The sequence below is a fragment of the Streptococcus parasanguinis genome (assembly GCF_001074805.1).
Taxonomy (GTDB): Bacteria; Bacillota; Bacilli; order Lactobacillales; family Streptococcaceae; genus Streptococcus; species Streptococcus parasanguinis_A.
This window is the reverse complement of record NZ_JUPI01000116.1, coordinates 35,712-42,813: the sequence shown is the minus strand read 5'-3', so window position 1 is coordinate 42,813 and position 7,102 is coordinate 35,712. Positions and strand designations below refer to the sequence as shown.

At 41.9% G+C, this 7,102-nt stretch carries 6 protein-coding genes; 1 reads left to right on the top strand and 5 read right to left on the bottom strand.

Annotation, left to right across the window (positions count from 1 at the left end; genetic code table 11):
- Nucleotides 1-101: 101 nt before the first annotated feature.
- The 4 genes from ADI76_RS08070 to ADI76_RS08055 all read right to left on the bottom strand — a co-directional run bounded on the left by ADI76_RS08070 (nucleotide 102) and on the right by ADI76_RS08055 (nucleotide 3,750).
- Complete coding sequence (locus tag ADI76_RS08070; RefSeq protein WP_049515669.1) at nucleotides 102-1,817, bottom strand: phospho-sugar mutase; 1,716 nt, start codon at nucleotides 1,815-1,817, stop codon at nucleotides 102-104.
- Between the two features lie 148 nt (nucleotides 1,818-1,965).
- Entirely contained in the window at nucleotides 1,966-2,526 is a 561-nt protein-coding gene (locus tag ADI76_RS08065) for an ECF transporter S component (protein WP_049515667.1), read from the bottom strand.
- On the bottom strand, nucleotides 2,523-3,062 hold the full coding sequence (coaC, locus tag ADI76_RS08060; protein ID WP_049515666.1) for a phosphopantothenoylcysteine decarboxylase: 540 nt from the start codon (nucleotides 3,060-3,062) through the stop codon (nucleotides 2,523-2,525). Before coaC ends, ADI76_RS08065 begins: the two co-directional genes overlap by 4 nt.
- A 10-nt stretch (nucleotides 3,063-3,072) precedes the next feature.
- Complete coding sequence (locus ADI76_RS08055) at nucleotides 3,073-3,750, bottom strand: phosphopantothenate--cysteine ligase (RefSeq protein ID WP_049515664.1); 678 nt, start codon at nucleotides 3,748-3,750, stop codon at nucleotides 3,073-3,075.
- A 175-nt stretch (nucleotides 3,751-3,925) separates the two neighbouring features.
- Between ADI76_RS08055 and ADI76_RS08050 the strand changes: the two genes are divergently transcribed.
- Nucleotides 3,926-5,596, top strand: coding sequence for a formate--tetrahydrofolate ligase (locus ADI76_RS08050; RefSeq protein ID WP_049515661.1), 1,671 nt, complete (start codon nucleotides 3,926-3,928; stop codon nucleotides 5,594-5,596).
- A 72-nt stretch (nucleotides 5,597-5,668) separates the two neighbouring features.
- Here ADI76_RS08050 and ADI76_RS08045 read toward each other — a convergent pair whose 3' ends face one another.
- Nucleotides 5,669-7,012: an MATE family efflux transporter gene (locus ADI76_RS08045; RefSeq protein WP_049515658.1), complete on the bottom strand. Its 1,344-nt coding sequence runs from the start codon at nucleotides 7,010-7,012 to the stop codon at nucleotides 5,669-5,671.
- Nucleotides 7,013-7,102: the final 90 nt, after the last annotated feature.

The window sequence follows — 7,102 nt, the reverse complement described above, 5'->3', positions numbered from 1 at the left end:
AGCTGATGAAATCAGCGTAGTAGAGCCCACTCAACCACTGCGTTTTGCTCGACAATCCAAAAAAGATTAAGAGGCTAGGACTTTTGTCCCAGCCTCATATTTTAGCCTACAAAAGCATTGATTTCTGCTTCGATATTTGCAATTTTTTCTTTGGCATCTGCTTCAGATTCACCAACTGTAGCAATGTAGAATTTGATTTTTGGTTCGGTACCTGAAGGACGAACAGCAAACCATGAATCATCAGCCAAGATGTATTTCAATACGTTACTTGGAGGAGTTGTTAATTTTTCAACGCCGTCGGCAGTAGTAGCTGTTTGTTCCAAGAAGTCTTCTGTCTTAGCAATGTCTGTGTTATTGAATTGTTTAGGAGCATTGCCACGGAATTTATCCATGATTTTCTTGATTTCAGCAGCTCCATCCACACCTGAAAGGGTAACAGAGATAGTCTTTTCTGCGAAGTAACCATATTGTTTATAGATTTCTTCGATACCATCTGCCAAAGTCATACCACGTGAGCGGTAGTAAGCTGCGATTTCAGCAACGATAAGAACGGCTTGGATAGCGTCTTTGTCACGTACGAATGGTTTGATGAGGTAACCGAAGCTTTCTTCAAAACCAAGCATGTAAGTGTGGTTGTGTTGTGTTTCAAATTCATGAATTTTTTCACCGATAAATTTGAAACCAGTCAAGACGTTAAACATGGTTGCGCCGTAGCTTTTTGCAATCTTGGTCACCAACTCAGTGGATACAATTGATTTACAAAGAGCAGCATTGGCAGGAAGAGTACCAGCTGTTTTGTGAGCTTCAAGAATATATTTAGCAATGATCGCTCCGATTTGGTTACCAGAAAGGTTGAGGTAAGAACCGTCCGGTTGGCGGATTTCAACACCAAGGCGGTCTGCATCTGGGTCAGTTGCAACCAATACATCAGCGTCTACTTTGCGGCCAAGATCTTCAGCAAGAGCAAAAGCAGCTTGGTTTTCAGGGTTTGGAGATTTAACAGTTGAGAAGTCAGCGTCTGGAACAGCTTGAGCTTCAACAACTTGAACTGCTTCAAATCCAGCTTGTGCAAGAGCACGACGAGCCAACATTTCACCTGTACCATGAAGAGGAGTGTAGACAATCTTCATGTCGCGACCGTATTCATTGATCAAGTTTTGGTTGATGTTAACGCCTTTCACTTCTTTCAAATATTCAGCGTCGACGTTTTCACCGATAACTTCAATCAAGCCGTTAGCTTTGCTTTCTTCAAGATCAGCCAATTGAACAGTGAATGGATTTTCGATCGCACGGATGTAATCTGTCAATGCATCCGCATCTGCAGGTGGCATTTGTCCACCGTCTTCACCGTATACCTTGTATCCATTAAATGGAGCAGGGTTGTGGCTAGCTGTTACCATGATCCCAGCAAATGTGTGGAGGTGACGAACGGCAAATGACAATTCAGGTGTTGGTCGAAGGCTTTCAAATACATAAGATTTGATACCATGGGCAGCCAAAACCTGAGCAGATTCAAAAGCGAAATCAGGAGAGAAGTGACGGCTGTCATAAGCAATGGCAACTCCACGTTTTTTAGCTTCTTCCCCTTTTGATTCGATCAATTGGGCCAATCCTTCAGTTGCTTGGCGAACAACATAGATATTAATACGGTTGGTACCAGCACCGATTAATCCACGCATACCAGCTGTACCGAATTCAAGGTTAGTATAGAAGGCATCTTCTTTTGTTTTTTCATCCATTGCGACCAACTCATCACGAAGGTAAGCTGGTAATTCAGCAAAGTCGAGCCATTTTTGGTAGTTTTCTTGATAGGTCATGCAAGCGTCTCCTTTTTGCGTTATATTTAATCGCTTTCATTATAGCAGATTTTTTCAGAAAATTCTAGCTATAATTGTAAATCTTTTCAAAAATAATAAGCATTTAACCATTAAAAAAGCCAAGACGCATCTGTCTTGACTTGGAAGATTATTTTAATTTTTCAAGAGATGGAACAACTGCGCTGGTAATGAGGACTGTCGCAACGACTTCGATAAGAGAGTTAGTAGACACAATCAAGCCAAGGAAATTTTGAATTCCGCCTCCAAAACTGTTCCCAAAGAAGAAGTAAATCCCGCTTAAAACGAATACAGTATTGGTCATAGAACCGATCATCCCAGCTACCATAAGCCCTGTACGATTGTGGAACCATCGATAGACAAAATAAGGTGTTACCCCGATGAGAATACGCGGTACTAAAGCGATGAGAAGGGAGTAGAGATTTCCGTGAGGGACAAAGGGACTAAAGAGATAGCTTGCTGGGGTTAAAACCAGTGTATTCATGGTGAGGCTAAAGAGTCCCATCAGCAGTCCTAGAATCGCTCCTGTTCGAGGACCGTATATGATAGATGCGATCACGACAGGAATATGAACCAAAGTTGGTTGAATGCCTGATGGAACAAATTGCAGAATGAAGGACGTCACAAAGTGAATAGTGATCATAACCGCAAAAAAGATGGCAATTCGTGAAATAGAAGATGATTTTCTCATAAACAATTCTCCTTAACAGTTTCTACAATAGTTTCTACAGACGCTAGAGCTCCAGAACCTTGATCGCCACAAGCGAGAGTAGCATGGTGAGGTTGGATAATCTGGTAACCATAGTCTTGTAAGAGTTTTAGATTTCGTTGGGTAGCAGGATGTTCTAGCATTTTTGTATTCATAGCAGGGGCTAGTAATTTTTTAGTGGTTTGAGGCAAGGCTAGAGCTGTGCTTGTCACCATATTATCTGCTAGCCCCATAGCAAGTTTAGCAATGGTATTGGCACTGGCTGGCGCTACAAGAAAGAGGTCTGTTTCTTTTCCAATGTCGATGTGCTCGATCCTCTGTGGATCGTCTTCGATCATAACATCGAGGCCTACTTGATGTTTTGAAAGAATTTGCAAGGTTAAAGGGGTGATAAATTTTCTGGCTGCAGGAGTCATGAGGACCTTCACTTCAAACCCCAATTTGGTTAGTTGGCTGGTAATATCAGCTGCTTTATAGGCGGAAATACTACCGGTAACAGCTAAAGTAATTTGTGTCATATGTACCCTTTTATTGTAAATAATTTAGGATAGCTTCTGCGATTTCTGTTTTCGTAGAAGCTTCTAGGACGTGATTATCTGTCACTAGATAGGCTTGATGCTGACCATTTTGAATTTTGGTCAGATCATTGGCAACGATCATGCTGGCATGATTTTTAACGAGGCTTTCACGCGCTACCTGGATCAATTCTTCAGAAGAAACGTCGACTAATAGTTTAAAGCCGATCAGTTGAATGGCAGGATTCCATTCTTTGACGAGGGAGATAATCTTCGGATTTTTCTTTAAAAAGAGCACTTGGTATTCTTCTCTCGAAGAGATTTTCGCTTCCTGATTTTCGCGATGGATAAAGCTATGGAGGTCCTGAGCTTTATCAACTTCCTCAAGGCCTGTCATGTAAACAGGTGTATAGTCTGAAACAGCCATAGCGTGAATCAAGGCCTGATGATGAGGGACTTCCTTCTGCATTTCTGTAAGTAGTTCCTCTACATTCTCGATCAATAGAAGTCGAAGGTGTGGATGAGGATCGGGTTTAAGCGCGGTAGGCGTTGTGATCAAGGTCACCTGATGTCCCTTTTCAAGAGCTGCTTCTGTAAGGATTTTCCCTAGGCTCCCAGTGGAATGGTTGGTGATTGAACGAACGCTATCAATGGCTTCACTCGTCCCGCCTGATGTAATTAAAATATGCATATGCTTATTTTACACAAAAAAGATACGTAAGTAAAGTTCTGAAGCTATTCAAATAGGCTATGACAAGCCATAAAATATACATAAAAAGCGAACGTTGAATTCAAAACATGGAAAAACAATGTTATTTTCGCGAATTTTAGGTATAATAGTTCTATCAAATATAAAGGAGTCCCTTATGAAAACAGATATCGAAATTGCTCAAAGCATTGAACTCCAACCAATTGTGGACGTTGTTAAGAAAATTGGTTTGGATGACGATGATCTTGAATTGTATGGAAAATACAAGGCGAAATTGAGCTTTGATAAGATTCGTGATGTTGAGAAAAATCCAGTAGGAAAACTCATTTTAGTTACTGCGATCAACCCAACTCCTGCTGGAGAAGGGAAATCAACCATTACAATTGGACTGGCAGATGCTTTGAATAAAATCGGTAAAAAAACCATGATTGCCATTCGCGAACCTTCTTTAGGACCGGTTATGGGGATTAAAGGTGGTGCTGCTGGAGGTGGTTATGCCCAGGTTCTACCGATGGAAGACATCAACCTTCATTTCACAGGGGATATGCATGCCATCACAACGGCAAATAATGCTCTTTCCGCTTTGATTGACAATCATTTGCATCAAGGAAATGAGCTCGGTATTGACCAACGTCGCATTATCTGGAAACGGGTAGTGGATTTGAATGACCGTGCTTTGCGCCATGTCAGTGTAGGTCTTGGCGGTCCTTTGAATGGGATTCCGCGTGAAGACGGTTTTGATATTACGGTTGCTTCTGAGATTATGGCCATCCTTTGCTTGGCGACAGATATTGAAGATTTGAAAGGCCGTTTGGCAAATATTGTGATCGGCTACCGCTATGATCGCAGTCCAGTTTATGTCCGTGATTTAGAAGTGGAAGGGGCTCTTGCCTTGATCCTTAAAGATGCGATTAAGCCAAACTTGGTTCAAACCATCTATGGAACTCCTGCCTTTGTTCACGGTGGTCCATTTGCCAATATTGCCCATGGATGTAACTCTGTATTAGCAACGACGACAGCTCTTCATTTAGCTGACTATACGATTACAGAAGCAGGATTTGGTGCTGACCTTGGTGCTGAAAAATTCCTCGATATTAAAACTCCAAACTTGCCTACTTCTCCAGATGCAGTAGTGATCGTAGCGACACTTCGTGCCCTTAAGATGAATGGTGGAGTTACCAAGGATGCTCTGACTGAAGAAAATGCAGAGGCTGTTCGTGCTGGTTTTGCCAACTTAAAACGTCACGTTGAAAATATTCGTAAGTTTGGCATTCCTGCGGTAGTTGCCATCAATGAATTTATCACCGATACAGAAGCAGAAATTGCTGCTTTGAAAGAATTGTGTGCTGAAATTGAGGTACCAGTTGAGCTTGCGAGCGTATGGGCGAATGGTGCTGACGGTGGGGTTGACCTTGCTGAAACGCTGGTTAAGACCATTGAAACAAGTCCAGCTAACTACACACGTTTGTATGATAACAACCTTTCTGTAGAAGAAAAAATTGAAAAAATTGTGACGGAGATTTACCGTGGTAGCAAGGTAAACTTTGAGAAGAAAGCTAAGACACAAATTGCCCAAATCGTGAAAAATGGTTGGGATAAGTTGCCAATCTGTATGGCCAAAACACAATATAGCTTCTCCGATAATCCAAATGCCTTGGGAGCTCCGGAAAACTTTGAAATTACTATTCGTGAAGTGGTTCCAAAATTGGGAGCAGGCTTTATTGTCGCTTTGACTGGGGATGTAATGACCATGCCTGGTCTACCAAAACGTCCAGCTGCTTTAAATATGGATGTGGCTGCTGATGGAACAGCGATCGGCTTATTCTAATAAACGCCTGATGACAAAAAATAACTTCTGTTCAAATGAGCAGAAGTTATTTTATTATGTACTCGTCGAATGTTATGATGCAAGAAGCTGATGACTGGCTTTGTGGTAGGTAAACCAAAGTTGAAGGGTCATTGGAACCCAAATGAGAGGCTCGCAAAGAATGACTCCTATATAGCCTGTATGAGGGATAATGAAAAGTACAAAGAGAATTTTTCCTGTTAACTCGATAAAGCTAGAAATCAAAGGGGTCAATTTTCGGCCGATACCTTGGAGGGAATTCCCTAAAATCAAGAGGCATCCTAAGACTGGATAGAAGCAGGAGCTGATTTGCAGATAGAGACTGGCATTTGCGATCAAGTTAGGATTGGTTGATCCAGATATGAGGCTTGTCAAGAACGGGCTTGTAAAGAAGAGGAGGATGGCAACAATGATCGACCAAACGAAGGAGAGAAGACAAGCTTGTTTGACGCCTTTTTGAATGCGTCGGAATTGTTTAGCACCAAAGTTTTGCGAGGTAAAGGTCGTCATACTAGTGGAAATAGCAGCCATTGGCAGAAGGGCAAAGGACATGATCCGACGCGCTGAGATTTGAGCACTTATGATGGTCATTCCAAGCTTATTGATAGCTGATTGTAGGATGACTGTTCCGATAGAGACAATAGAAGACATGAGCCCCATGGTCAATCCCTGACTGATTAAGTCCTGATAGAGCTTTTGATCCCAAACAAAATCGTTGCGATTTGGCAGGAGGAAAGGCACTTTTTTGCGAATATAAAAGAAACAAAGAAGTGCAGAAAAACTTTGCGCAATAATGGTCGCAATCCCAGCGGATTGGACTCCGAGATGGAGTTGGGTAATAAAATAAAGATCAAGAAGAATATTGAGAATGGCGGCGATAATCAAGAAGTAGAGTGCCGCTAAGCTATCGCCAACCGCTCGAAGAAGTCCGGCACAAAGATTATAGGCAAAGGTCACAGCTACACCATTGACAATGGTGGAGATATAGAGATAGGACTGAGCTATAATAGCTGACGGGGTCCCTAAAAACTGGAGAAGGGGATAAAGACCCACAACACCAATAGATATCACGAAGAGACTGAGGATGACGCCAATAACAGCAGTTGCTGCGACAGATTTTCGTAATTGGTCATCGTTTTTAGCTCCATAATTTCTCGCGATAATGATGCCCATCCCATTTCCAACACCGACAGCAAATCCAACAATCAAATCAAAAATAGCAGAGGTCGCCCCAACGGCGGCCAATGATTTTTGACCTAAAAATCGTCCTACAATCATGACATCCGAGGTATTGTAGAGTTGTTGGAAGATATTAGATAAAAGAATAGGAAAGGCAAAACTTAAAAGAGTGGGTAAAATAGGACCATCTATGAGGTCCACACGTTGAATTCTATTCATAGTGCCATTATACCAACTTCAGTAACTAGCGACAAGCATCAGTAGTTGAATCCCCTTACATTTTTTGATATAATCGTGTCAGAAAAGGAG

What these genes read in the sequence shown, in the direction of transcription:
- ADI76_RS08070 (WP_049515669.1), bottom strand. Translation starts at nt 1,817, where the DNA reads ATGACCTATCAAGAAAACTACCAAAAATGGCTCGACTTTGCTGAATTA.
- ADI76_RS08065 (WP_049515667.1), bottom strand. Translation starts at nt 2,526, where the DNA reads ATGAGAAAATCATCTTCTATTTCACGAATTGCCATCTTTTTTGCGGTT.
- coaC (WP_049515666.1), bottom strand. Translation starts at nt 3,062, where the DNA reads ATGACACAAATTACTTTAGCTGTTACCGGTAGTATTTCCGCCTATAAA.
- ADI76_RS08055 (WP_049515664.1), bottom strand. Translation starts at nt 3,750, where the DNA reads ATGCATATTTTAATTACATCAGGCGGGACGAGTGAAGCCATTGATAGC.
- ADI76_RS08050 (WP_049515661.1), top strand. Translation starts at nt 3,926, where the DNA reads ATGAAAACAGATATCGAAATTGCTCAAAGCATTGAACTCCAACCAATT.
- ADI76_RS08045 (WP_049515658.1), bottom strand. Translation starts at nt 7,012, where the DNA reads ATGAATAGAATTCAACGTGTGGACCTCATAGATGGTCCTATTTTACCC.